A 24,991-nucleotide genomic window follows, 5' to 3' on the forward strand; every position below is an offset into this window, starting at 1 on the left:
AAGGATTACCGAACATGACCCGAACCATTCCCGAACAAAACTTAAATAAGAAAAAAGTTTTCTAGTGTAGATAAGGGATGTCGAATAAATGTAGTTGTCATAAAAATCAAATAGAGCTTTTATAGTCAAATGAGGGCATTTGTGTAAGGAGATGTAGCTATTATAAATGGTAAAATAGTAAATAATGTATTTCTTAGCAGAGTACATTGATTTATGTATAAAAACTGTATTGTTTTATTTTTTAAATATTTAATTGTTATTTTTGTTAAAAAATGAAAAATATACTTATCGCTTTTGTAATGCTGTTTAGCACTCTAACACATGCACAAAAATTTTTGAACAAGTACAAGAAAAAGTACGAAGTTGTGGTTGTTGAAAATAGCTATCTCGTTATATCTAAAGGGGATGATCACGGATTTAAAATTCTTAATGAAGAAGGTAAGATTGTTTTGGAAGGCGATAGAAAGACAATTGAAGGGTTCAATTATAATCCAGATAATCAGACGTTATTGTATTTAACGGGGCCAAGAGTTCCTGGTTATTTGTGTGGAACCAGTAAAAAATTAAATGTTTTAAATTACTACAATTTTAAAACTAAAGAAATTAAACAGTTTCCCTATCCGGTAGATTATTTTACAAAAATTCAAGAGAAAAATTATTTGATCTTTGCTAATGAATCTAATACGAAATTGGGGTTGATCGACCTTAATTTAACAGTTTTATTAAAACCAGTATATGATGAACTGTATCCTTTTTACAAAGATTTGCTATTTGTTAGTAAAGACAAGAAAAGTTTTTTATCTGATTTAACAGGAAAGAATGTTCTCGGGGAGGAGTTTGCGAGTTTATCAAGTAAAATGTATCCTATCAAAGATATGAAGTGTCTTGTAGCTTCTCGTGATGGACAACAAAAAGGATTATTCGATATCAATAGCAAAGAAACAGTGATCCCTTTTGAATATAAGTCTATTGGGCTTTATAGTTCAGAGTATAATTTAATCGAATTGCGTAAAGATAAATACAATTATTTGGCAAATTTGGATCGATTGACAGAAGTAGAGATTGATGAATCTTATAAAGTAAATAGGTTTAAAACGATTCAAACATTTAATGGAAATCTGATATATGAAACTTCAGAATATATCACAGATGAGAAAGGTGCGACGAGTGAGTATCTCAATTATATTTATAAAGGAGCGTATTTATTTGAACCAGGAGGGGCTGTAAAAGTAACTTATTCGAATATAGAAAAAGGTTTTATCTACGGAATTTACAATGAAAATAAAGCTTTGATGTTTTATGATCTCAACAAAGAAAAATTTATTTTTTCTCAAGCTGATAAAATATTGCCGAACCATCAATTGGAAAATGTGGATTACTTTAATACTAAAGACAAAAAAGAGTATCGTTATACCTTTATAGATCCCTCTAATAGGAAGCTAAATTTTCTTTTTGATGAGCACAATGAGTGTTTGATGATGATTCAAGGGACTGCTACCAAGTTTGTCCTTGATCCCGATACAGATGAAGTACTATATGAGACAATTCGCAGAGAAGGTCAGTCCCAATATGTTTCTATTTATGTTGACTGTGTAAATACAATTGTTTTCAATAAAGATAAGCGAACTTTTTTTTATGGGGTTGACACAGATAGAAAGTTATTTTATACTTCAGAAACTGTTACTAGGCAAGAGAGCAATGGAGATAAGTACTATCCGCGTACGCTGAATAATATGTATAGCATCAAATCGTACTACAATGGGAAGGGTGAGCTTGTAGATAAAGAAGAAAGGTACGAAGGAGAAAATACACGAGATTATTAGAGTATTGACATCTAACTGCTATTTTGTGTAGTTTAGTAAAAAGTAAGGTATAAAAAAAGCATCTATTGAAAAATAGATGCTTTTTTTTGTGGTCCCACCTGGGCTCGAACCAGGGACTTACTGATTATGAGTCAGTTACTCTAACCAACTGAGTTATAGGACCGGTCTTTTGACCGTAAAATTTCGTGGTGGTCCCACCTGGGCTCGAACCAGGGACTTGCTGATTATGAGTCAGCTACTCTAACCAGCTGAGTTATAGGACCAGTTAAAACGTGTTTAACGGGTGCAATATTATGGTTTTTTATTGGTTCATGCAAGAGTTTTAAAAGAAATTATTTAATTTCTTGACATAATTCTATAAGCACCCCATTGGTTGTTTTTGGGTGTAAAAAGGCAACTAATTTATTATCAGCTCCTTTTTTAGGAATTTCGTTTAATAATGTGAATCCTTCTGCTGCTAATCTTTTCATCTCTGCTTCTATATCTTCGACATCAAAAGCGATATGATGGATGCCTTCTCCTTTTTTTTCTAAGAATTTGGCGATAGGGCTATCAGGGTTAGTTGCTTCTAATAGCTCTATCTTATTAGGGCCATTCATAAAGAAAGAAGTTTTTACTCCTTCGCTTTCTACAGCTTCTTCTTTATAAGCTGGAGCACCGAATAGTTTTTCGAATAAGGCATTAGACGCTTCTAAGTCTTTTACAGCTATTCCGATGTGTTCTATTTTTCGCATTTCTTAGTGTTTTGGGTTATATAAACAAAGATAAAAAAGTTTGCTATTCAAAAAATTGTATTTTTGCATCATGGAAACTAATAGACAAAAGAAGATGGGAGCCTTATTGCAAAAAGATATCGTGGATATCTTGCAAGGTGAGGTGCGTAAGAACGGGATAACTAACTTAGTTATTTCGGTTTCTAAAGTGAATATAACAAGTGATTTATCAGTAGCGAGAGTGTACTTAAGTATCTTCCCTATCGATAAAGGTGAAGAGCTACTAAAAGGGATAAAATCTAATGCTCCATTAATTAAACACGAATTAGCACAGCGAGTAAAACACCAAATGAGAAAGGTGCCAGACTTACTGTTTTATGTGGATGATAGCTTAGAGTATATCGATCAAATCGACAAAGCGCTTACGGGTGATGAAAACCCTATCGCTAATCCTGACTTATTAGAAAAGAGAAAGAAAAAATAGATTGAAGTTTTCCCTATACATAGCCAAACGTTATGCCTTTAGTAAAAGTAAGAGCAAGGCAATTAATGTTATTACGACAATATCTTCTGTAGGTATTGTGGTGAGTGCTATGGCTATGTTTATCGTGTTATCGGTATTCAGTGGGTTAAAAGCGTATAGTCTTTCTTTCGTTGATGATTTAGATCCAGATTTAAAAGTTTTTACCCCAAAGGGTAAAAGCTTTGTAGTCGAAGACAGACAGATTCTGGATTTAGAAGAGTCAGGTTATTTTAAGGGTGTAGCTAAGGTAGTAGAGGATCGCTTGTTGTTTTCGTTTAAGGATAAGCAGGCAGTCTCTATGATTAAAGGGATTGACTCAGACTTCGTTAATGTGACGGACTTTGACGAAAAGGTAGAGTATGGTAGTTGGCTAAAACCTGATACGGATGATGCAGTAGTGGGAGTGGGTATGTCCCACTTATTATCTATGGGACTGTTCGATACAGAGAATGCCTTTGAAGCATTGGCGTTAAAACCTGGTAAAGGAACTATCGAAAATCCTGAGGATGCTTTTATTAAAAGACATTTAAATCCTACAGGAGTATATGTACTAGGTAATGATGATCTAGATAATAAGTATGTGTTCGTCGATATAGATAATGCACGTGCACTACTGAATATACCTACTACTGAGGTGACTAATCTAGAGCTGGCTATTGCTGAAGGAGTATCTGAAGGTAAAGCTATTCAGAAGATTAAGGAGGTACTCGGTGAAGAGTATATCGTAAAAAATAAAACACAGCTAAACGATGGATTGTACCGTATGTTGAATATGGAGAATCTAGTTGTTTATCTGATATTCGTATTGGTGGTGATTATGGCTCTGTTTACATTAGTAGGGTCTATGATTATGATCATTCTTGAAAAACAGCCTAATATTAAAACGCTGAACCAAATAGGTGTACCTGTGAGTGACCTGCGCAAGATATTTTTGTTCCAAGGATTAATTATCTGTGTGTTAGGGAGTGTGATAGGATTGGTGTTAGGTGGTATTGTTGTTTCGTTACAAGTTGCTTTTGGGTTTATTTCTATCCGAGAAGGACTTGCTTATCCAGTTGCTTTTAACTGGGTAAATATCTTCGTTGTACTAGTATCTATTATTGTGCTAGGTTTGTTAGCCTCTCTTGTTTCTTCGTCAAGAGTTAATAATAGTTATTTAAAATTATAATTTATTTGCCTTCCTCTTTAGAAGGAAATTGTTAGTTCGAAAGTTAGTCGAACGGTTTTTGCCTATTCTTTATTTGATTTTTTTACTTATTTATTGACTTAATTACGGTGCTAATGTTTTGATAGGGTGGGTGTAAGATGTTTTTAAATTACAGTATGTGTACTTTATAACTAACTTCTTCTACTATTTGTGAGTGTTTTTCTAAAAGAGCCTTTTTTTCTTTTTTTTCTGTTATTTTTAAGTAAAAAGCATGTTTTTTTGAAATATTGGTAGTATTTTAATTAACTGTTTGAGGGTGGTATGTGTGTGATTTAGGAATTTACTATTTCATGTATTAATTGCCATTTTCCTACATTTGCTATAAAATGAAAAAGAACTAAAAAAATCAGCTTGTTTACAAGGTAGTTATGAAACAGTTTACTATGGAATATTTAAATTACGTTAGAGAATTTGCAAATGACAGTGTGTCTATTACAGCACATGCTGAAGAGTTTTTAAATAAGAATGATTACAGCAATCCACATGAGTGGTATAAAGCGCATGCGATCTGTATGCTGGCTGAACAAATAGGTAAGAATAATGAGGTGCTGGAGAAGCTGTATGATCAGCTGAATGAGGACTCTAACTGTCTTCATAGTAGTATGAGTCTTAGTGATGAGGATTATGCAGACTGGTTTACAGATGTGAAGGCATTGAATGACATATTTATAGATAGAGGATATAAACATGCTTATGCGTATCAATATGAATTATTCATTAACTCTAGATATGGATTTAGAGATGAAGAAAGAGCTGTAGGCTATCTAAAGAAAGGTGTGGAATTAGGAGATGACTTGTGTAAATGTTATGTAGGATATGCTATGTATTATGGTACACAAGGGTATGAGAAAGATGAAGAGGGAGCAGTAACAATTCTAAAAACTGCTGTAGATGGAGAGAGAGCAAATATCGCTAATCTGTTTTTGTTAAACATTGAGTTTAGAGGATGTACTTCAGGAGAAGAAGGTAAAGCTGTGGTAGAGAAGTTCTCTGAACTAATCAATGTGAAGAAAAGAGGGCTTTATATCTTAGCTGATTACTATCTAAGAGAAGATGATAACGTTAGTGCTGAAGCTGCTTTAAAAGATGGTATTGCAAACAATAGTGCTTACTGTAAATATTTATTAGGAATGATGGCTTGTAATGGTCGTTTTGAAGAATTAGGGTATACAGAAGAGCAAGGTAGAGAGTTACTAGCAGATGCTTATGACTATGGTATCACACATGCAGGATATGTACTAGGATACTCTTACTTCTACCCTAGAACAGAAGGACTAGAAGCTAAGCAAGAAGCGGGTATTGAAATGTTCAAGAAATCTATTGCTTACTATTCTAGTGAGGCTACACTAGAGCTAGCTATTATCTACTTGTACAATGAAGAGTTTAAAGATATCGCTAAAGGGATGGAGTTCTTAGATAGAGGAGTTGAGTATAAATACGATAGAGCAATGTCTGAAAAAGGTTTTGTTTTATTAGACTTCGAAGAGGTAGAGCGCGATGTAGAAGGAGGAAAAGCAATGTTAGAGCAAGCTATGGCTGCAGGTAATGATTATGCTCCTTATCGATTAGGACTAGCGTATCAGAATGCTGATTTTGAAGAAGAGGCAGATTATGAAAAGGCATTATATCTATTCGAGTTAGCAGCTGAGCGAAATAACTTATCAGGATTAGAATTAGCGGGTCGTTATCACCGTTTTGGGTATGCTGGAGAACCTAATCTAGAGAAAGCAGTTAGCTACTACCAAAGAGGGATAGAATACTTTAATTCTAATTACTGTAAGGTAGAACTAGCAATGCTATTAGAGCGAGGAGAAGGTATAGAGCAGGATGTAGCTGAGGCAGCTCGCTTATATGAAGATGCGCTGAATGAAGGGTATACTTATGCGGCTATTCGTCTTGGGTTTATCTATGAAGAAGGTAGTGTAGGAGAACCTGATTATGCTAAAGCAAGAGCTCACTTTGAGTTAGCTGCAGAACAAGATATGGCTGAGGGTGTGTATCACTTAGCTCGCTGTTATAGATATGGTACAGGAGGTGAAGAGAACCAAGAGAAATCATTTGAGTTATTTTCTAAAGCACTAGAGTTAGGTTTTGTAGACGCTAATGTTGATATCGCTCTGTTCTATGAAGAAGGTATTAACGGTGGAGAGCCTGATTATGAAAAGGCTTTTGAATATATGATAGTTGGTGCAGAGGCAGGATTTAACTATGCACAGTATAAAGTAGGAGTTTATTACTCTTATGGATATCTAGCAGAAACAAATGTAGAACTAGGTAAAGAATGGTTTGAGAAATCAGTAGAGAGTGGTTCTCCTCTAGGGATGTTGTCATTAGGGGATTATTATCTATATGGGTATGGTGAAGAGAAGGAGTATGACAAAGCCTTTGAATACTATATCGCAGCAGAAGAGAGAAACTATATCTCTGAAGGACTTGGTATTTGTTACCAATTCGGATTAGGAGTAGAGGTAGATGAGGTTAAGGCATTCCACTATTATAAATTGGCTGCTGATAGACAGTATGATTCTGCTATATTCCGTCTGGGATTATGTTACTTCTATGGTAATGGAACTGAGAGAGATCTAGTCGAAGCATTCCATTATTTAAAGCAAGTAGCTGATAGAGGTAATATGGATGCTGCTAGTTATGTAGGGGTAATGTTAGTGAAAGGGGATGGTGCAGAGAAAGACCCTGAATATGGTGTGAGTTATTTGATTCAGGCTGCTGAAGCAGGTTTTGATATGGCACAGTACGAGTTAGCTAACTGTTATTTAAAAGGAGAGGGTGTTCCTCAGAGTGATGACTCTGCTATGGAATGGTATCAACAGGCTGCAGAGAATGGCAATGAAGATGCACAGAAGATAGTAGGAGGTCCTCGTAAAAGAAGAAGATAATGGAAAATCAGAAACAATTTCAGTTTCAAGTGAATATGAAGGGAATGATAGAACTGTTGTCAGAGCATATATATAGCTCTCCAACAGTATTCGTCAGAGAACTTCTACAGAATGGTATGGATGCGGTGACAGTCCGAAAAGGCATCGATGAAAGCTTTAAGGGAAAGATCAATATCACCTTTGAAGGAGATCGTTTAATCTTTCAGGATAATGGAGTAGGGCTTACACAAGATGATGTGCATCAGTTCTTATCTGTTATCGGGCAAAGCTCTAAACGTGGAGAACTAGCTGATAAAGACTTAATTGGTAAGTTCGGTATTGGGTTGTTATCATGTTTAGTAGTGAGTGAAGCTATTGTCGTAGAATCGCGTTCGCTATATAAAGACGAGTCTGTAAGATGGACAGGTAGAGCTGACGGTACGTATGAAGTAGAAATGATCCCTCTATTAGATGAAGTGGGTACTAAGGTAATCTTAGATGCAAAGAAAGCTTGGCGTAGTCTGTTTAAGCGTGATGAGGTGAAACAGAATGTGCTGTTTTATGGTAGCGCATTGCCTATAGAAGTGAACCTAATCGAAAAAGGAGAAGTAGAACAATGCTTAGATGGTAATCCTGTTTGGTTAGATAATGAAAGTTCAAAAGAACAGTTATTAGAGTATGGTAAGGAAGTGTTTAAAACGAAGTTTTTAGACGTGTTTAGACTATATTCTGAAGCAGGTGAGATACAAGGAGTAGCTTATATTATCCCGAATAAGGTGAATACTACAGCTACTAAAGAACATAAAATATTTCTGAAAAAGATGTATCTATGTGACCAGGCTACTAATCTGTTGCCTGAGTGGACTTCTTTTGTGCGTTGTATTTTTAATTCGAATGCGTTACAACCTACAGCTTCTAGAGAGTCATTAATGAATAATGCGGTCTTACAAGAGTCTAAAAAGGAGTTAAGTGAGTGTTTTAAAGATTACTTAAAGACTCTTTCTATTACTAATCCTGAGATTCTAGAGAAGATTATTAGTATTCACCATATGTTTATTAAGGCATTGGCGGCATCTGATAACGAGATTATGACTATGTTCGAAGATTACCTTCCTTTTGAGACAAATCAGGGAATGATGGCTTTCGGAGAGATTAAAGAGACTTATAAGAATATATACTATACACCTTCTCTAGATGATTATAGACAAATACGTCGTATAGCAGGTTCTCAGAATAAGTTAGTGATTAATGCAGCGTATAGCTATGAAACGGATCTAATAGAAAAGCTTAAACGCTCTCATGCAGAGTTAAAGTTAGAACGTATCGCACCTAATGATATTCTAGAAGAATTCGAAGATGCAATAGAAGATAGTCAACGTATAGAGAACTTTATAGATAAAGCGAATAAGATATTAAAGAGACATTTCTGTAGAGCAGAGGTGAAGAGATTTGAACCAAAAGATACGACAGCAATATATATCGCTAATGAGGATGCTCTGACTTCTAAAAACATTCAGAGTCTGTCTCAGACGTCTAATCCTTTTGCAAGTACGTTACAGCATTTTAAAAAGAAAGAGGAAGTAATGCCGACACTGTGTTTTAATCAACAGAGTGAGTTAGTAGAGAAAGTAATGCTTATCGATGATGATGAGTTGTTTGAAGCTTTAATTAATGTGCTTTATGTACAGGCTCTTATGCTAGGAGGGTATACTATTAATAAAAGAGAAATGGATACCTTCAACGATGCTCTATATCAGTTTATGATCTTAGGAATGTCTAATTTCTTACCTAAATTTTAAGTATGTATCGGTTAGAAATACAAAAGCTGTTATTGGCTATTGATGAAAACCTAGATGATCAAGAACTGTGTTTAAGTTTCATTCGTCAAGGTATTCAGATTGCAGATAAGCACAATGATTTAGACTGGGGCGTAGAGTTGCGTTATAGTTTAATACACGAAGAACGCGCTACTTCTGGATGTACAGAAAGTGTATTGGCTTTTGCTTGGATTCTAGATGTCTGTGATCGATACCCTGAGCGTTTTCACGAGTCAGAGTTCTTGTTAGAATATGAGTGGATGTTGTGCTCTGCATATAGTAATGCTTCACTGTCTACAGAACAGATTCTAGCAGTAGTGGATGATCTGTATGCAAGATTAGAGCGCAACCATATCAGCAAAAGAGGATATTACTTCACTATGGCGGAGTATGTGCAGAATATAGGTGATTATGCGAAAGGCGAAGAATACATTAAACTAGCGATGCAAGAACCTTATGACGATGAGAATATAGAGATAATGGAGTATGATTATCGCATAGAGAATTTGGTTTTAATGGGAAGGTTTGATGAGGCTATTGTGCTAATGGAGCAGGTGGAGTTAAAAAAGTTAAGTGATTTTGCTTTGCCTTTTGAGACCTATTGTGCGATGGCTTATTGTATGGCGAAGGTTGAGGATGTAAGAGCGTCTATTTATTTAGAAAAAGCAAAGGCTTCTTTTGAAACATTAAGGGAAGTAAACAGTTCTATGCTATACAGTATGACACGTCTGATGTATGCTATGTATTTACTAAAAGATAGTGTGATGTGGTCTACTTTTGAGCGTATTGCTGATTGGGAGATAGATGCAGAAGATGACTTGCAGTTTATGTTGAGTAGACATGCAGCTTTAATATGTGCTCAAGGAGGCGTGATAGCGTTAGATCTTTCCCCAAGGTTGTCATATTATGAGCCTAACGGCAAGTATGATTTGACACAGTTATACGAGTATTATGACAATATAGCGACTAGATTAGGACTACAGTTTGACTCGCGCAATGGCTCAGATTTTTGTTCTAAGGAGTACAAAGAGTTAAAAATGATGAATGGAATAAAAGTATAATTATGAATTATAATTTAGAAATACAGAAGATCTTATTAAAGGTAGAAGAGTTACCTAGTTTTAGTGATAAAGTAAAGGCATTAAAAGAGGCTATTGCCCTTGCAGATAAGCACAATGATTTAGACTGGGGGTTTGATTTAAGATTGACTTTAATTCAAAAAGAGAGAAATACCTCTAAGTGTGAGGAGAGTTTTCCTGCTTTTGCCTGGATACTTAATGCAAGTGATTCTAACGAAGATTATTTTGACGAGTCAGAGTTCTTATGGGAGTATAAGTGGATGTTTTGTTCTGCTTACCGCAATGCTTCTATTTCTTTAGAGCAAATTAAAGAAATAGGGGATGACCTAAGAAGACGTCTTACAAAGAACGGATATAGTGATAGAGCATATTATAATGTAATGACTGGATATGCATTGCATCTAAGAGATTATAAGTTAGCACAAGAGTATATTCGCTTGGCAGATGAAGAGATCTTAGACGATATGGCGAACTGTCCTGCTTGTGAGTTAGATACTAAAGTAGAGACTTTACTAGATCTAGGTCATATAGATGAATCATTGGTAAAGGCGCAAGACTTGATCAATAAGAAGTTGACGTGTTATTCAATGCCATTCCAAACCTTTTGTAGTTTTGCTAATAAGTTGTACGATGCTGGTGATGATAGAGCTTCTATCTACTTCGATAAAGCATTAGAAGAATATCACGCACATGATCAATACGATAGTTCTGTAGGATACTCTATGGGAGAGTTAGTGTCGTATATGGCAAAGACAAAGCACCCTGAGATGTGGAGCTTCTTCTCTCGTATCTGTGAGTGGCAGTTAGGAGCAGAAGATATACATATCTATAATTTTGCTAAGGCAATGGCTCCGTTGATGAAAGGGGAAGGAGAAGTGACATTAAGTTTATCTCCACTATTACCTTACTATCAAGAGTCAGGTGTGTATAAGCTATCTGATTTGTATACTTACTTTAAGGATACGGCTTATGATTATGCCAACAAATTTGATCAACGCAATCACAATACTAATTTTAAACAAGAAGTAGATAAGGCATTAAACTAAACGTGCTTATTGACTTTAGATATTTACAGCAAGACTTCAGAATATGAGGTCTTGCTTTTTTTATACAAAAAAAGCCACTCTTTTTGGGAGTGGCTGTATCGTTAGAATAGGCTAATCTGTCCGTCTTGTTCAGCTTTGACTATTTTCTTTTCTTTTTTCTTCTCTTTCTTTTCTTTTCGTTCACTAGGTTCAACCTCAATCATTTCTACATCAAATATTTCTATTTGCATAACATCTTGACTATATGGAATGTCCTCTTCTTCAGTAAGCAGGGTATTCATTTCTTGTTCTGGCTGTGACGAGATGATAGGTTCGTGATTGATAAGATCTTGTTCATCTACATTTATACCAGTTTTAGCAATATTAAATAACTCGTTGTATTTAGGGTCACTAAAGGTTACTTGTTCTACTGTATTCTTTTTCTCTGAAGATGGTACAGGGTCTTCTGTAGTAATTCTCTCCCAATCTAACTTAGGTTGACTTTCTGGTATACTCGTCATGAATAAGTCTTCCTCTGTACTGTAGATCGTTTCTTGAGTAGGGAATGTTTCAGATGTTGTATTAGATTCCTCTGTAGAACCTATTGTTTCTTCTGTCACATCCATTTCTTTCTCTAGATAAGAATTATGATCTAAAGGGAGTTCGTTATCAGGGATTATTTCTTCCTCTACAGAAGGCGTGAATAACTCTTCTAAGGTATTAGGCATAGTAGATACTACTTCATGAGATAATTCCTCGTTAGGCATATTTATTTCTTCTTCATGATCACTAAAGGCATCTGTCATATCAAATAGAATAGGGATCTCTACTTGATTAGGATCTACTGTATGAGCGTCTTCTACACCTTCTAATACTAAGATTCTCTCAGGCTTAGTCTCTGTAACCTCTATTGGGTTATCTTCTACTAAGTCTTCATCTATGATAGTGATATCTTCTTCTTTAGCGAAGATGTCTAGTTTATTATGTAGTTCGGAGATAAGTCTTTTTATCTTTTTGATATGTAGGTTATCACTGAATAATTCTTTTTCGTGAACAGCCTCTAAAAGCTTATACATAGAATACGCTTCATGGTATTTCAATACTAATGAATGCTTTTTATTATGATCAAGAATAGAAACTTGTTTCTGTATGGTCTTTGCTTTATCTTCTAACTTATTGATTAAATCTTCTTTGATGCTTATTAGTAATGCGTCTGTGACATTCTCTACAATATAGTCATCTGTATGCTTAACCATTTTGATGACTGTAAGCAATACGTCATTATTTAATTTAAGTTGAATTTTTGCAATCATTTTATTCGTGAAAAAGGCTTGTTTATTTACGTTCAAGAAAGTTCACAAAATAATGAAAAATTATTGTAAGTGCTACGTATTTAGGGGAAAATATTATTAATTGGAGTGGGTTAGGAGGATTTATAGACTAGAATAAATAGTCTTCTTTGTAATGGGTTGATTTGTTTAGTTTTATGTTTTTGTAGTGTCCTTTTTTTCTTAGTTTACCTCATAAGATTTTGAAGATAAATGAAGATATATAAAATTGTTATTCAAAGGATTGCTTTTAACCCTACGTTTATTGGGTAAAAGAAGTCGCATTACGTGGTTTAATGGTTTTTTATCAGTAACTTTAATAAGTGAAACAAGGAAAATACCTTGTCTCATAGAGACAGAAATAATAATATTAAAAATAGTAAGATATGAAGATTGCTTTTTTTTCTACGCAACCTTATGATGTGACATTCTTTGATAAGGAGAATAAACAATTTGGCTTTGAATTAGAATACTTTGAAACGGGTTTGGATGAACAAACAGTGAATGTGATTACAGAAGGTACTGATGTAGTATGTGTATTCGTAAACGATAAAGTAGACGCTGAGGTGATTAGTAATCTAGCTAAAAAGAATGTTAAGTATATTGCTCTTCGTTGCGCAGGGTTTAATAACGTAGACTTGGACGCTGCTCATCAACATAATATACAAGTTTGTCGTGTACCTGCGTATTCTCCAGAAGCAGTAGCAGAGCATACACTAGCTATGCTATTCACGATTAATAGAAAGATTCACAAGGCGTATAATCGCGTTAGAGAACAAAACTTCTCTTTAAATGGATTGTTAGGAACGAATATCTATAAAAAGACAGTCGGAATTATAGGTACGGGTAATATAGGCGCGGTTTTTTGTCGTATGATGAAAGCTTTAGGTACTGAAGTGCTAGCTTATGATATCTATAAAAATGAACAATTAGAGGCTGAAGGGATTCGTTATGTAGAGTTAGAAGAACTATTTACGAAGTCTGATATTATTTCGCTACACTGTCCACTTACACCAGATACGATGCATCTGATTAATGAAGATACGATTAGTAAAATGAAAGATGGAGTAATGCTGATTAATACGAGTAGAGGTAAACTGATCGATACGCACGCTATTATACAAGGGTTAAGAGCAAAGAAAATAGGAGCTTTGGGAATAGATGTATACGAGCAAGAAGAGAAGGTGTTTTTTAGAGACTTATCAGGAACAATATTAGAGGATGAACGTTTACAATTATTAACTTCATTTCCAAATGTATTAGTAACTGCTCATCAGGCTTTCTTTACAGATGAAGCACTGACTCAGATAGCTTTTATTACATTAGATAACCTAAAACAACTTAAAACGAATAATGAGATAGTAGGTAGAAATGCTGAACTATAACTGATTTATTTTTGAGATTTTTATGTAAGGCAAGGGGCTGTCTCATTCCATAATGAGACAGCCCCTCTAAGTAATAATTGTTCTAACTAACTCAATTCATTTAATTACTTCTGTTTTTATCTTCGAAATTTGCTTCTTGTATTGCTTTTTTGTTCTTAGAGTTACCGAATGTATAGGATGCACTTATACTGAATCTACGAGAGTTCCAAGAGTTCTTGAAAGACTGTACATTATCTTTGTAATAAGAAGTACCATTGCTCTTACCAGTATTGAAGATGTCTTGCATGGTCATATTAATATTCAGTTTTTTGTCTAGTAAAGCTAGTTTAGCCCCAAATGAGAGTGAGCTATATGAGCTGTATCTTGTATTGTCTTCCTTATGTGGTATTTGGTGATACCAATTAAGTAATAGTTTTAAGATCTTTGCATTATTCACAGAGAATGTGTTTTGTGAATAGTAATCAAATAAGTTTCCTTTTAGCCCTACTTGTGTTGCTGCTTCATTTCTGTAGTATGGAGATGATATTATGTATTCTAATCCTGAATTTGTTTCCCACCAGGCTGTTATCGCATTGTTATAAGAGATATCTACACCATAGTTGTCACTGTTAAGCATATTGTATGTCGAACTCATGAATACACCATCTACGTATTTATTCATATAATCAAACTGATCAGTCATATGATAGTAATTAAGATTCACAGATAGTGCACCATTATATACATAACTTAGTTCGTAGTTGTTTGTATAAGAAGGATTAAGTTCTGGATTACCTTGATGATATGTATAGCTATTAGAATAATACTTAAACGGATTTAAGACATTAGAGTATGGCCTATTAATACGCTTAGAGTAGTTAAAACTAAATGAGTGTGTCTCATTAGGCGTGAATGATACATACGCTGTAGGGAACCACTTACCATAAGACTTCGTGAACTTCTCGTTATTATCTAGTTGATGACCTTTTGCCTCTGTTTGCTCATAGCGCATTCCACCTTTTACACTCCACTTCTCTGTTAGCTGTTTAGTGAAGCTTAGGTATGCAGCATAGTTATCTTCAGTGTAGTTAAATCGATTACTCTTTAGAGGATCTAATGTAGCATTGCCATTCTTGATATTAAAATAAGTTACTTGAGCTTTATTGTCATAAGTAGTATACTTTGCTCCAAACTCTACTTCTGCCCAAGGCAAGTGATAAGTTAAATCCGCATTTAGACTATATACACTATACTTAAGCGTATTAGTATAGGTATTATATCTTCTAAGTACAGAGCTATTATCAAATTCTTTGATATCAAATGATTGGTCTGGTGAATTAGAGAAATAATTAGCACCTATAGCTATTTTACTCCCTAATGTATCTAGTTTCTGATCAAAGAATAGATTAGCTGTATGATAGTTATTTTTAGTATAAGATCGGTTTACTGAATTAATAATAGAATCAGTTGCTGTAAAAGGATAACTTTTATAAGTAGAAGTTGTAAATGCTCTTGGATCCCCAGAGAATTTAGTATAATTGTATGAACCTCCTATAACAGCATTGTCTGTCAGCTGATAGTTCGTAGTGATACTTGCTCCTCTATTTTTATAAGAAGACTCATTTAAAGAGTTGTTGCCTAAGTACCTCTTATCATCTTGATAAGTGTTGTCATTGGTGTTAGAATTGTTGCTATTATTGATATTACCTTTAAGCATTACGCTCCACTTCTTGTTTTGATAATTTAAGCTACCATTACCACCACCAGAATTATAGTTGTTATATGAATAGTTAGAACTCACTGTTCCATATACTCCCATGCGTTTATTCTTTTTTAAGATGATATTGATGATACCTGCATTACCACTTGCTTCATATTTAGCAGAAGGAGTTGTTATTACTTCTATTTTTTCGATATCATCAGAGCGCAGTGTACGCAGGTAGTTTGTTAGTGCATCCCCTTGTAGTTCTAGCATTCTATCATCTACCATGATACGTACATTGTTTTTACCACTGATACTGATTTTGTCGTTTTGTACTTTGACCATTGGCGTAGTAGCTAGTGCTTCTAAGGCGTCCATTCCTTGAGAAGCGATGCTATTAGCTGTATTGTACACCAGTCTATCTACTTTTCGTTCTACTAATCTTTTTTCAGCATGCAGAATGATCTCATCTAGTTGTTGCTCATTTTTTACGGAGATATTTTTTAGATCGACATCACTCTGAACTGCTAGTTGTTGTTCACTTACTAATTGACCTAAGTGGAATATCTTAAGTACATAATCTCCCTTGGCAATATCCTCCATACTGAATAGACCTGTTTCGTCAGAGAAACTCTGTTTTACAAAAGTATCATTAGGTCGAAATAATTGTATCTCTGCATAATCCACAGGTTTGTCAGATTGGTCTACCACAGTCCCCTTGATAGAAGACTGTGCTAGTATGAATTGACTACATAGAATAGTTAAAAGTAATGTGAATAAGTTTTTCATCGTTAGTTAGTTGTAGTAGGTTGTATTATATTATTTTCTGTTTCTTTCTTCAGCGTTACCACCTTGGTGATCTCTTACTTTAATCTTACTATTTCCAAATGAGTAACTTACACCTAAATTGAAATAACGTTGGTCGTAGTAGTTATAGTATTTTTGATTTACATTGTTTGTATTGGTAGAAGCTGTTTGCGAACCAGTTTTAAAGATGTCATTAGCATAGATTGATAGGTTTAACTTTTTGTCAAGCATGGCGTATTTCATTCCTAAGTTTAATGCATAGACCTCAGTTACTTCCCAGATACCTACTTTTAAACTTGGTTGGTACCAGAAGTCTACTTGAGCAGTCCATGTCTTAGATGAGTTTAGATAAGCTGTATTATTCGATGTGAAGTAATAACCACCTCCATTGTTTATGTCTAATTTTACATCTTTACTAAGTTTAGATTCAGCATAGAATGCATAGAAACCATTTTGAGATTGTAACCAAGGGAACGTATTAAATGTATAACTCATTCCAGCGTTATATCTTGTATAATCTAATATATTATCTCGTAGATAAAGTGTTTTATTAGTTGCTATATCTACTATTGGATACTGAGAGTATTCGTCTTTCGTATTCGAATAAGACATACTAAAGTCTAGTTTACCTTTATAGTTATAATTAAATTCTACTTTATCCGTAAAGGCTGGTTGTAGTTTAGGGTTTCCTTCAGCTACACTATATTCAGTGATGTACCATTTAAAAGGATTCAACTCCCAAAATGCAGGTCTAGAGATACGTCTGTTATAGTTGATCGATACTGTATTATCATCATTTACCTTATAAGCTATATAGACAGTAGGGAATAGTTTCGCATAGTTCTTTTTATTCTTGATGTCATATACCACAGATGTCCCAGTAGTCTGTGTTGTTTCTAATCTCAATCCTACTTGAGCAGTCCATTTATCATTAAATTCTTTACTAGCATTAATGTATAAAGCTTGTGTATTTTCTTTGTATTCAAAGTTGTCTTTTTGTTTCAAGTCTTCTATTGGTGTACCAGATGATAGATTAAAGAAGTTTGTTTTGTTATTTGTTACAACGAAACTTGCCTTAGCTCCATAAGATAATTTAGCCCATTTTAAGGGTTGTTCGAAGTCTATCTTAGCGCTGAAGTTTTCTATTTTTTGATTACCCGTAGAGTTTGCTATGAACATATTGTTAACAGAGTTATCAACAGTTGTTGTATTTGTGTTGAAAAGTCTCTCTTTGTTGTTCACATAGTTGAAGTAATCAACATCTATTGAATACTTAGTTCCTAGAGTATCAATCTTATGTACTAGGTTTATATTAGCAGAGTGAGTGTTATTAACTCCGTCATTTTTAGCGTTAGTTTTGACATATTTCACAGGGTTATTAACAAGGTTATTAACAGTGATAAGACCACCATCATCAAACTTTGGATCTCCCGTTCCTCCATTGTATTGAGCGCCTATAGATGTTTTATCAGTGATTTGATAATCTATCTGGAAGTTACCTGATAAGTAGTCATTATTGTTGTAGCGCGTACTTTTTCCATTCCAAGTTTCAGTTGGATAGTATACTGTTGAGTTCTCTACAACATTAAACCCTCCCTTACTGCCAGTAATTCCTGCTTTTAGCGATACTTTATCTTTATTATAACTAAACACATCACTAATTCTGAATAAGTTCTTAGTCGATTGTTTATAACCTGCACTGATTTGGTTATTCCACGCATCAGGAAGAGCTTCTTTTAAGATGATGTTGATTAATCCACTATTTCCTTCAGCATCATATTTAGCAGGAGGTGTAGTGATTACCTCTATTTTTTTGATATTGTCAGAAGGAATACTTTTTAAGTATTGTAGTAGTTGTTCACCAGTTAGCTGTACTAGTTTATCATTTATCATTACACGTACATTACTTTTACCTACTATAGAGATGTTCTCGTTATCTACTTTTAGACTAGGAGTTAGTTTTAATAAATCTACTGCATCGTTATTCGTAGCGTGTACAGAGTTCTCTATATTAAATACAGTACGGTCTACTTTGCGCTCGAATACTTTCTTAGTTGACTCTACTACGATCTCGTCTAGTTTAGTATCTTGTTGTATCGTGATAGTTCCTAAATCTAAAGATTGGTTTACTTCTATATTTTTGTCATAGGCTTTTACTCCGAAACTGTGTATCTGGAGCGCGTATGTATTATTTTCTATATCGTGTATCTCGAAAGTTCCTTGCTCGTTTGTGAAGGCAGATTGTACTAAGTTACCTTTTGTATCTAGCAAGTATATTTCTGCAAAGTCCACAGGAGCCTTTTCTGTATTTTGTACAGATCCTTTTAATGTGTTTTGTGCATTTACACTTAATGCAGTTAAGAATAAAGCAGTTGAGATAAATAATGCTTTCATTGAGTTTTATAGTTTACTTGTTTGTAAAGTATAATTCTATTTGTGTGCCAATAAATTAAATATAATGTAAGGTGTTGTTTTTTAGTTGATTGTGTTTGTGTTGAAATAAGGTACTGTTCATTATCGAACAGCTTTTTTTTGAAAATGAACATTTTTTGAATACCAAAGGTCAGTAATGTTCTGTAGAAGTAAAAAAAGTTGTACAGTTGTACGAATTGATAGGTCTATAAACAAAGAAAACTGCTTGGGGAAGCAGTTTTCTTAGGCTAGATTATATGATTAATGAATTTCAAATTGAAGTTTTAATCATTTTGAGCTAGACTGGCTTGTTGTTTATGAAAATTTGTTCTACAAAATTAAGTATATTTTTGATATGTTTTACTTTATATGCAGAAAAGTGGTACTTTTGTTACATAGATTAGTGTAAAATTAGTGTTTTACGGGAAGTCAGTCTTTAAAAGTAATGCTATGGATATTGATAGAATCAAGAGTATAAGAAAGAATTCAGGCTATTCACAAGAGTATGTCGCTGAAAGATTAGGAATTTCGCAAAAAGCATATTCTGATATTGAGAGTGGAAAAACAAAGCTAAAGAATGAGGTGTTGTATGAAATCGCTAAGATTTTAGAAATATCTCCAGCAGCTATTTGTCCTATTTCTTGTGAATGTATCTCTAATATAGAGAATAAGCACAATGAGCTTTTAGCTTATTTAGATGCGAAAGGGATAGAATACCCAGCTAAGTATATCTAAGAAATAGATGAACAAACTTTCATTAAGAAGAGAGTTTATACCGAAATAAGAGATATAAAAAAAGTCCTTCGAATAATACCATATTCGAAGGACTTTTTATGTATTTACAAAGTTGATTATATTGACCAACGCAATAAGCTAGCTCCCCATGAGAACCCTGCTCCAAATGCTGTTAGAAGTACTAAATCTCCTTTTTTAATCTTATCTGTATTTTCCCAAATGCACAGTGGAATAGTTGCCGCGATTGTGTTACCGTAGTTAGCGATATTGACTAATGTCTTCTCTTCTTGTATTTCTATTTGCTTCCCTACAGCATCGATGATTCTTTTGTTTGCCTGATGAGGTACCAGCCAGTTGACATCCTCTACTGTAAGATTGTTTCTTTGTAGAACATTTAGACAAGCATCACTCATAGACTGTATAGCCTGTTTGAAGACTACTTTACCATCTTGTTTGATATATTTTTTGTCATCATCCTCTTCTAGATCAGTATTAGGATATAATGAACCACCACCCTCTATATTTAAGAATGCTTTTCCTTGGCCATTACTCTGCATTAGTGCATCCATAACACCTATCTCTGTAGAAGGCTCTAACCATACTGCACCTGCACCATCACCGAATAGTATATTCGTAGAACGATCATGAATATTGACGTACGCACTGATCTTATCTGCCCCGATGACTACTACGTTTTTATAACGTTGGCTTTCTACTAGAGAGGCTCCTAGGTCTAATGCATATAAAAATCCCGAACAGGCAGCATTGACGTCGAATCCCCATACATTCTCTATACCTAGCTTTTCGCATACAATATTGGCTGTAGCAGGCATAGGCATATCAGGTGTAGACGTAGCTACTATGATAGCGTCTATATCTGTTAGTTTTTTGTTATATGTAGTGATTAGATTTTCTATGGCTCTTACAGCCATATCAGAAGTTGCTAGTCCTTTCTCAAGTATTCTTCTCTCTTTAATCCCTGTTCTTTTTGTAATCCATTCATCAGACGTGTCTGTTACCTTAGCTAAGTCCTCATTCGTTCTTTTTTGCTCAGGTACATACCCACCGATCGCTGTGATATTTGCGTATATAGTTTTGTGAGTAGTTGTTTTTATCATATTGTTATGCGTCTTTATTTCAAGTGAGTTAAATCTTCTTAACTCTTGCTATCTTTAGATTTTATGCATCAAATATCGTTATTATTACTTGTTTTATAATAGATAATTAAACGGCAATAATTGTCTAAAAGGCGTTTTTATACCAAAGGCTTCTAAATAAACTTTATAGATTATTTTTAAAGTCTGTAGGAGATACTCCTGCATGCGTTTTAAAAAACTTACTGAATACGGATAAATCTGTAAAGTTCAACTCATTAATGATATCTGTGATAGATGATTTAGGATTTCTAAGGAGTACCTTAGCCTCTAAGATTATGGTTTCAGATATGATCTGTTTTGGCGTTTTTTGGAATACCTCTACTATGATTTTTGTAAGGTGCTTTCTACTGATATACATGGATTCTGCATAGAACTGTACACTTCTCTCTTTCTTGAAATGAGTTGAAACAAGGTAAATGAATTTTTTTGCCAACTCTTCTCTTCTCATCAGTTTAGTATTGCTTTTTTGTAATACAGTTTTGCTGTAGAAGTTGCCTAGTTCATACATCAGTATAGAGAAGTGGTGTATGATGAGTTGTTTAGCATAGATATTATCTGTGTTATAAGACAGTTGTGTCAGCCTTTTGATATTGTTCTTAAACTCTCTAAACACCTCTCTAGTCAAGGTGATAATCTTAGGGTATTCAGAAGATAAGAAAGAAACCAAACTATGAGATTTGACGTGAAACCCCGCTTCTAAGAATAGGTCTGGGTCAATGAATACCGTCTTTACAGAGAAGTCTTCTGTTAGTCTTTTGATCTCAAAGAATTGATTAGGTAGCACTACTAGTAAGTCATCCTTTTTAATGATAGTAGGTTCTAGATTAATCGTAATCTCACATTTACCCCCTGTCACTAAGATTAACCCAAAGGTGGTAAACTGATAAGGTTTATCAATAACGAAATACTGCTTGTGCTTAGGGCCTATATCTAGTATAGCTAATCTTTTGTCCGTTAGAACATTCTTATAGCGATGCGTTATATCGCTTAGAGAATAGACTTGTATATATGAAGTATCCACGATGAATCTACAGTTTTAATTATTGTCTAAAATTAGTAATTAGATTGTAGATAGAAGTTAATATAGATTAATAAACGTATGAGAGAGTTTGATTATTATCTATCTATAAAACAGCTATACATAAGTGCTATAAAATCAAAACCTCTGAGAGAATATGATATCTCCCAGAGGTTTCTACTTGTTGTTATGAATGTTCTATTATTCTTTATCTATATGTTTAGCTGTGAACTCATCGATAAAGCCTTCATTGTAGTCATAGTCAGCAGTCATTAGCTCATTATAATCTACTTTTTCTTTTTTAGAGAATCGGCTTCCTATCTTATCGAAGATAGAGTAGATGATAGGCACGATGACTAAGGTCAGTAGTAGAGAGGATAGTAGCCCTCCGATGATCACTACTGCTAGCCCGTTATTCATCTCAGCACCTGCACCATTCGCTAATGCGATAGGCACCATCCCGATCACCATCGCGATAGTCGTCATTAAGATTGGGCGTAGACGCGCATGGTTAGCTGCGATAAGCGCATCGTGTACACTGTCTCCAGCATCTACTCTGTGATTCGCAAAGTCTACTAGTAAGATAGCATTCTTACACACCAGACCGATTAGCATAATGATACCCAGTATCGTGAAGATGTTCAGTGATATATTCGCTATCGCTAATGCTAATAATGCTCCAATGAATGATAACGGTACAGAGAAGATTACGATGAATGGCTTAGAGAAACTATCATATAGCGCTACCATTACTAAGTACACTAATATAATAGCAGCTAATAAAGCTACTCCTAGTGTACCAAATCCTTCTTCTTGATCCTCCATCGTCCCAGTCCATAAGTACTTAACCCCAGGTTTTATAGTCAGTTGTTCGAACTGTGGTACCCACTCTTCTGCTATCGCACCAGGAGCGCGTCCTATCGTTTGAGATTTAATAGTCACAGACGGACTCTTATCTCTGCGCTCTAGGATAGAGGGACCAGAACTATACTTAATATCTGCGAACTGAGCTAGCTTTATATCTTGCCCTACATTATTCTTAAAGCTGATCTCTTTTACATCATCTATCGTTGTTCTAGCATATTCCTGAAATCTGATATTGATGTCGTACTCATATTCTCCAGCTCTAAACTTACCATCAGTATTCCCGTTGAACGCGGTCTGCATCGTCATTCCTACTGTGTACATATCTAGACCTAGTGCTGCCATCTTATCACGGTTTACCTGTACATTGATCTCAGGGCTACCCGTTTCCGTAGTCAGCTTTGTCTCCATCGTACCCGGTATTTTATCTAATAGCTCTTTCGCTTGTATGGCGAAGTCCATAGCATCGTCTAAGGTAGATCCTGTTACTGTTAGGGCTAGTGGTGCTTCTTCAGCTCCGATTAGTCCTACGGGTACTGTCTTTACTTTTGCCTCAGCGATGAGTGGTGCTAGCTCATTCTTTAGCTGTGCAGCATATACGAATGAGTTCTCTTTACGCTCTTTCTTATCTGTTAGGATTACGTGTATCTCAGACTTGTATTTAGTAGCTTGTGCTCCACCATATCCTTCAGAAGATTGACCTACGGTAGTGATCATATCTACTATTTCAGGTTTAGTGCTTAAGAAGTCTTCTACCTTTTGAGTCACTTTATTTGTCTGTTGTAACGACGCATCTTTATCTAGTTCTAATTGTACTAAGAATTCTCCTTTATCCGTCTTAGGGAAGAACTCTGCTCCGATATACCCCATCGGTAATAAGGCGATCGATGCAAAGAAGGATATCGCTACGATTACAATAACAATGATTGTATTACGAGTAGAGTTTAACGACCATACTAGTAAATTAGAAATCCCATGTGTGAATGAGTTTAACCCCTTTTCGAATCCATGTATAATCTTACCAAAGAAGGTAGAGGGCTTAATCACTTCGATACGCCCATATCTAGAGAATAACCATGGTACAATAGTGAATGATACTAATAAGGATAGCATAGTCGCTATAATTACAGTCACACAGAACTGTTTAATGATATTCGGTACTAGACCTGATGACATCGCGATCGGTAAGAATACAACTACGATTACTAAAGTAATAGCTGTAACAGTGAACCCAATCTCTTTAGCTCCATCATACGATGCACGTACTTTGTTTTTACCCATCTCCATGTGTCGGTGGATATTCTCTATCACTACGATGGCGTCATCCACTAGGATACCTACTACTAAGGATAGAGCTAGTAAACTCAGTAAGTTTAGCGTGTACCCCAATAAATATATTCCAATAAAAGTAGCAATCAAAGATAGTGGGATAGCCACCATCACGATGATCGCGTTTCTTAAACTGTGTAAGAAGAACAACATCACGAATGCCACTAAAACTATCGCTAAGAATAAGTCAAACATTACAGCATTCGCTGCCTCTAGGGTGAACTCTGAAGAGTCATTCGCTACTTTTATCTTTAAGTTTTGATCACTGTAGTTGCGTTCTACTTCTGTGATAGTCTCATGTGTTAGCTCTGATACAGTCACCGCATTGGCATCAGACTGTTTGATGACTTGCATTAAGATAGTAGATTGCTGATTTAGACGGGCGATCTTTTCGATCTCTTTAATACCGTCCTGTACATCAGCTACATCACCTAAGCGAATATCTATACCCCCCTGAGAAGCGATGACTAGCTTTCTCATTTCCTCTACATCCTTGTATTTCCCTTCTAGGCGGATGATGGTTTGTTTGTCATTCGACTTTACGTTACCTGTAGGGAAGTCTAGGTTAGACCCTAAGATGATCTGCTGTACCATAGGTACGCTCAGACCATAGGCTTCTAGCTTTTTAGGGTCTAATAATACCTGTATTTGTCTTTCTTCACCTCCGATAAGCTCTACCTTAGCTACTCCATTCACACGAGAGAAGATAGGTTGTATCTTTTTGTCTAATAAGTCATATAGCTCTTTCTCTGTTAAGTCACTCGTGATACTTAGTGTAAGAATAGGTAAGTCACTCAGTGAATATTTTTGTAGCGAAGGAGGATCTACGTCCTTAGGTAAGTCCTTTAGGATAGCGTTGATCTTGCGCTGCGCATCGTTAAGAGATAGGTCTACGTCAGCAGTAGAGTTTAAGTATATCATCACGGTAGACAAACTCTCGAATGACATGGCTTCTACTTTCTTTACGTTCTCTAGCGAGGCTACAGCATCTTCTATTTTTTTGGTTACAGTGTTTTCTATCTCAGCAGGTGAAGCTCCTGGATAGACTGTGGCTACTGTAATTACGTTTACTTCGAACTTAGGAATTAATTCGTAACTCAGATTTTTATAACTAAATAAACCACCTAGTAGTAATGTGATGAACATTACGATAATGATACTAGGACGTTTTATTGATATTTCGGCTATTTTCATAAGTCGATCCTTTGATTTTAG

At 35.0% G+C, this 24,991-nt stretch carries 16 protein-coding genes and 2 tRNA genes; 9 read left to right on the plus strand and 9 right to left on the minus strand.

Going from position 1 to position 24,991, the window contains the following annotated elements:
- The first annotated feature begins 272 nt into the window (after positions 1–272).
- Positions 273–1,823, plus strand: a complete 1,551-nt coding sequence (locus AABL87_RS05015) for a WG repeat-containing protein (RefSeq protein WP_006257456.1) — start codon at positions 273–275, stop codon at positions 1,821–1,823.
- A gap of 89 nt (positions 1,824–1,912) precedes the next feature.
- On the opposite strand, the gene AABL87_RS05020 is transcribed toward AABL87_RS05015, so the two are convergent.
- The 3 genes from AABL87_RS05020 to mce form a co-directional block, all read right to left on the minus strand.
- Positions 1,913–1,986, minus strand: a tRNA-Ile gene (locus AABL87_RS05020).
- A gap of 23 nt (positions 1,987–2,009) precedes the next feature.
- Positions 2,010–2,086: transfer RNA gene (locus tag AABL87_RS05025), tRNA-Ile, on the minus strand.
- A gap of 69 nt (positions 2,087–2,155) precedes the next feature.
- Positions 2,156–2,557 (minus strand): methylmalonyl-CoA epimerase, encoded by a 402-nt coding sequence (gene mce / locus AABL87_RS05030; RefSeq protein ID WP_006257444.1) that lies wholly within the window; start codon positions 2,555–2,557, stop codon positions 2,156–2,158.
- 70 nt (positions 2,558–2,627) lie between these two features.
- On the opposite strand from mce, the gene rbfA reads away from it, so the two are divergent.
- The 6 genes from rbfA to AABL87_RS05060 all read left to right on the plus strand — a co-directional run bounded on the left by rbfA (position 2,628) and on the right by AABL87_RS05060 (position 11,081).
- Positions 2,628–3,020: a 30S ribosome-binding factor RbfA gene (rbfA, locus tag AABL87_RS05035; RefSeq protein ID WP_006257441.1), complete on the plus strand. Its 393-nt coding sequence runs from the start codon at positions 2,628–2,630 to the stop codon at positions 3,018–3,020.
- Position 3,021: 1 nt separating this feature from the next.
- Positions 3,022–4,227, plus strand: coding sequence for an ABC transporter permease (locus AABL87_RS05040; RefSeq protein ID WP_341277037.1), 1,206 nt, complete (start codon positions 3,022–3,024; stop codon positions 4,225–4,227).
- Between the two features lie 407 nt (positions 4,228–4,634).
- Positions 4,635–7,160, plus strand: a complete 2,526-nt coding sequence (locus tag AABL87_RS05045) for an SEL1-like repeat protein (RefSeq protein WP_341277038.1) — start codon at positions 4,635–4,637, stop codon at positions 7,158–7,160.
- Positions 7,160–8,938, plus strand: coding sequence for an HSP90 family protein (locus AABL87_RS05050; protein WP_058699247.1), 1,779 nt, complete (start codon positions 7,160–7,162; stop codon positions 8,936–8,938). Before AABL87_RS05045 ends, AABL87_RS05050 begins: the two co-directional genes overlap by 1 nt.
- A gap of 2 nt (positions 8,939–8,940) precedes the next feature.
- Positions 8,941–10,017, plus strand: coding sequence for a hypothetical protein (locus AABL87_RS05055; RefSeq protein ID WP_341277039.1), 1,077 nt, complete (start codon positions 8,941–8,943; stop codon positions 10,015–10,017).
- A 2-nt stretch (positions 10,018–10,019) separates the two neighbouring features.
- Positions 10,020–11,081 carry a hypothetical protein gene (locus AABL87_RS05060; RefSeq protein WP_341277040.1) on the plus strand — a complete coding sequence of 354 codons (1,062 nt, stop codon included), beginning with the start codon at positions 10,020–10,022 and terminating at the stop codon, positions 11,079–11,081.
- Between the two features lie 101 nt (positions 11,082–11,182).
- Here AABL87_RS05060 and AABL87_RS05065 read toward each other — a convergent pair whose 3' ends face one another.
- Positions 11,183–12,373 carry a hypothetical protein gene (locus AABL87_RS05065; RefSeq protein ID WP_006266268.1) on the minus strand — a complete coding sequence of 397 codons (1,191 nt, stop codon included), beginning with the start codon at positions 12,371–12,373 and terminating at the stop codon, positions 11,183–11,185.
- A 401-nt stretch (positions 12,374–12,774) separates the two neighbouring features.
- Between AABL87_RS05065 and AABL87_RS05070 the strand changes: the two genes are divergently transcribed.
- A complete protein-coding gene (locus AABL87_RS05070) occupies positions 12,775–13,773 on the plus strand; it encodes a 2-hydroxyacid dehydrogenase (protein WP_006266269.1) in 999 nt (332 codons plus the stop codon).
- Positions 13,774–13,873: 100 nt separating this feature from the next.
- Here AABL87_RS05070 and AABL87_RS05075 read toward each other — a convergent pair whose 3' ends face one another.
- Both AABL87_RS05075 and AABL87_RS05080 read right to left on the minus strand, forming a co-directional pair.
- Positions 13,874–16,243, minus strand: coding sequence for a TonB-dependent receptor (locus tag AABL87_RS05075; protein ID WP_341277041.1), 2,370 nt, complete (start codon positions 16,241–16,243; stop codon positions 13,874–13,876).
- A gap of 30 nt (positions 16,244–16,273) precedes the next feature.
- A complete protein-coding gene (locus AABL87_RS05080) occupies positions 16,274–18,655 on the minus strand; it encodes an outer membrane beta-barrel family protein (RefSeq protein ID WP_341277042.1) in 2,382 nt (793 codons plus the stop codon).
- Between the two features lie 468 nt (positions 18,656–19,123).
- Here AABL87_RS05080 and AABL87_RS05085 point away from each other — a divergent pair, with 468 nt between their 5' ends.
- Positions 19,124–19,408 carry a helix-turn-helix domain-containing protein gene (locus AABL87_RS05085; RefSeq protein ID WP_006257431.1) on the plus strand — a complete coding sequence of 95 codons (285 nt, stop codon included), beginning with the start codon at positions 19,124–19,126 and terminating at the stop codon, positions 19,406–19,408.
- A 116-nt stretch (positions 19,409–19,524) separates the two neighbouring features.
- Here AABL87_RS05085 and AABL87_RS05090 read toward each other — a convergent pair whose 3' ends face one another.
- The 3 genes from AABL87_RS05090 to AABL87_RS05100 all read right to left on the minus strand — a co-directional run bounded on the left by AABL87_RS05090 (position 19,525) and on the right by AABL87_RS05100 (position 24,970).
- A complete protein-coding gene (locus AABL87_RS05090) occupies positions 19,525–20,526 on the minus strand; it encodes a beta-ketoacyl-ACP synthase III (RefSeq protein ID WP_341277043.1) in 1,002 nt (333 codons plus the stop codon).
- Positions 20,527–20,689: 163 nt separating this feature from the next.
- Complete coding sequence (locus AABL87_RS05095) at positions 20,690–21,586, minus strand: helix-turn-helix domain-containing protein (RefSeq protein ID WP_006257429.1); 897 nt, start codon at positions 21,584–21,586, stop codon at positions 20,690–20,692.
- A gap of 198 nt (positions 21,587–21,784) precedes the next feature.
- Positions 21,785–24,970, minus strand: a complete 3,186-nt coding sequence (locus AABL87_RS05100; protein ID WP_006257428.1) for an efflux RND transporter permease subunit — start codon at positions 24,968–24,970, stop codon at positions 21,785–21,787.
- Positions 24,971–24,991 lie beyond the last annotated feature (21 nt).

This window comes from Myroides sp. C4067 (genome assembly GCF_038039665.1).
Taxonomy (GTDB): Bacteria; Bacteroidota; Bacteroidia; order Flavobacteriales; family Flavobacteriaceae; genus Flavobacterium; species Flavobacterium odoratimimum.

What these genes read in the sequence shown, in the direction of transcription:
- AABL87_RS05085 (WP_006257431.1), top strand. Translation starts at nt 19,124, where the DNA reads ATGGATATTGATAGAATCAAGAGTATAAGAAAGAATTCAGGCTATTCA.
- AABL87_RS05075 (WP_341277041.1), bottom strand. Translation starts at nt 16,243, where the DNA reads ATGAAAAACTTATTCACATTACTTTTAACTATTCTATGTAGTCAATTC.
- mce (WP_006257444.1), bottom strand. Translation starts at nt 2,557, where the DNA reads ATGCGAAAAATAGAACACATCGGAATAGCTGTAAAAGACTTAGAAGCG.
- AABL87_RS05055 (WP_341277039.1), top strand. Translation starts at nt 8,941, where the DNA reads ATGTATCGGTTAGAAATACAAAAGCTGTTATTGGCTATTGATGAAAAC.
- AABL87_RS05065 (WP_006266268.1), bottom strand. Translation starts at nt 12,373, where the DNA reads ATGATTGCAAAAATTCAACTTAAATTAAATAATGACGTATTGCTTACA.
- rbfA (WP_006257441.1), top strand. Translation starts at nt 2,628, where the DNA reads ATGGAAACTAATAGACAAAAGAAGATGGGAGCCTTATTGCAAAAAGAT.
- AABL87_RS05060 (WP_341277040.1), top strand. Translation starts at nt 10,020, where the DNA reads ATGAATTATAATTTAGAAATACAGAAGATCTTATTAAAGGTAGAAGAG.
- AABL87_RS05100 (WP_006257428.1), bottom strand. Translation starts at nt 24,970, where the DNA reads ATGAAAATAGCCGAAATATCAATAAAACGTCCTAGTATCATTATCGTA.
- AABL87_RS05090 (WP_341277043.1), bottom strand. Translation starts at nt 20,526, where the DNA reads ATGATAAAAACAACTACTCACAAAACTATATACGCAAATATCACAGCG.
- AABL87_RS05045 (WP_341277038.1), top strand. Translation starts at nt 4,635, where the DNA reads ATGAAACAGTTTACTATGGAATATTTAAATTACGTTAGAGAATTTGCA.
- AABL87_RS05070 (WP_006266269.1), top strand. Translation starts at nt 12,775, where the DNA reads ATGAAGATTGCTTTTTTTTCTACGCAACCTTATGATGTGACATTCTTT.
- AABL87_RS05015 (WP_006257456.1), top strand. Translation starts at nt 273, where the DNA reads ATGAAAAATATACTTATCGCTTTTGTAATGCTGTTTAGCACTCTAACA.
- AABL87_RS05050 (WP_058699247.1), top strand. Translation starts at nt 7,160, where the DNA reads ATGGAAAATCAGAAACAATTTCAGTTTCAAGTGAATATGAAGGGAATG.
- AABL87_RS05080 (WP_341277042.1), bottom strand. Translation starts at nt 18,655, where the DNA reads ATGAAAGCATTATTTATCTCAACTGCTTTATTCTTAACTGCATTAAGT.